The organism is Ornithinimicrobium jinqii (assembly GCF_045032595.1).
Taxonomy (GTDB): domain Bacteria; phylum Actinomycetota; class Actinomycetes; order Actinomycetales; family Dermatophilaceae; genus Ornithinicoccus.
The window spans coordinates 1-1664 of sequence record NZ_JBJFZS010000062.1; the positions used below are offsets into that span (position 1 = coordinate 1).

Sequence of the window (1664 nt, forward strand, 5' to 3'; positions counted from 1 at the left end):
AGCCCGGATCATTCACGGGGTGGCGGTGTGATCGGCGTGTAGAAGCACCGAAGTGCTCCCTGAACAGGGAAGACTTGGACTTGTCTAAGGTCCCAGGTCGCCCGTCAGGAAGCACTCGGTAAGTGAAGCGTACGTCGTGGTCGTCGGGGTTGTCCGTCTGTGCTGATGGTGTCGGCGTGGTGGCTCACGCGGGCAGTGTGGGGCTGCGCCTGCTGGCGGAGCGGACCGGCCTGACGGCGGAGCTGTCGGGGGCGATGGCCCGCCGCTCGTTTGTGCCGGTCCACGACCGCGGCCAGGTGCTGGTCGACGTGGCGGTGATGCTCGCCGACGGCGGGGAGGCGATCGCCGACATCGACGTGCTGCGCCACCAGGGCGGCGTGCTCGGTCCGGTCGCCTCACCGCCCACGGTGTGGCGAACCCTGGATGAGGTCACACCGGGACGGGCGACGAAGATCGGGACCGCGAGGGCCCGGGTCCGTCGACGTCTCTGGTCCCTGATCCCCGGTGGGGTGCCAGCCAGCAAGGTCGCCGGGACCGACCTGGGGCAGGTGGTCGTGCTCGATGTCGACGCGACGATCGTCCTCGCGCACAGTGAGAAGGAACAGGCGGCGCCGACCTACAAGCGGACCTTCGGGTTCCACCCGCTGGGCGTGTGGTGCGACAACACCCAGGAGTTCCTGGCTGCGAAGCTGCGCACCGGCCGGGCCGGGTCGAACACGGCCGCCGACCACATAGAGGTCCTGGCTGCGGCGATCGCCCAGGTCCCCGGCACCCACCGCAAGGACCTGCTGGTCCGATCCGACGGCGCCGGCGCCTCGCACGACCTGCTGGACTGGCTCACCTCCGCCGGACAGGTCCGCGGCCGCACGCTCGAGTACTCCGTGGGCTTCGCGATCACCAGCAAGCTCCGCGGCGCCATCGCCGTGGTCCCGGCGACGACCTGGGTGCCCGCGATCGACGCTGATGGCGGCGTCCGCGCCGGCGGTGACGTCGCCGAGCTGACCGGGCTGCTCGACCTCAGCCACTGGCCGGCGGGGATGCGGGTCATCGTGCGCCGTGAACGTCCCCACCCCGGCGCCCAGCTGTCCCTGTTCGAAGAGGCCGACGGGTGGCGCTACCAAGCCTTCGTCACCAACACTACGGCTGGGCAGCTGGCGTTCCTGGAGGCCAGACACCGGGCCCACGCCCGGGTCGAGGACCGCATCCGGCACGCCAAGGACTCCGGCCTGGGACGCTTCCCCTCGCGAGAGTTCGCGATCAACCAGACCTGGCTCGCGCTGGTCACGATCGCCGCCGACCTCATCGCCTGGACGCGTTTGCTCGCCCTGACCGGCGACGCCCAGCACCTGGCGCTGTGCGAGCCCAAGGGCTTGCGGTATCGGTTCCTGCACGTGCCCGCCCAACTCACCCACGGCGGACGCCGCCGACGACTGCGCATCCCGAAGACCTGGCCCTGGGCGGCTGCCATCGTGGCCGTCTTCGCGAACATCGCCGCGATCCCCCGACCAGCCTGACCACCCCGACCACCCACGACCCAGGACCCCGGAGAACCGCAGACCGGCAGCGCCAGCCGGCGCTACCCCACGCCCACGCGCCGAATCCGGACGAGAACGACGATCACGCCCACGCCGAGCGCACCAGCCCCACCTCATGAAAGACCGGGG

1 protein-coding gene is annotated in these 1664 nt (G+C 70.9%); it reads left to right on the top strand.

Features of this window, described 5'->3' with window-relative positions; translation table 11 throughout:
• Positions 1 to 122: 122 nt before the first annotated feature.
• Entirely contained in the window at positions 123 to 1514 is a 1392-nt protein-coding gene (locus tag ACI3ET_RS16305; protein ID WP_405034122.1) for an IS1380 family transposase, read from the top strand.
• The last annotated feature ends 150 nt before the right edge of the window (positions 1515 to 1664 follow it).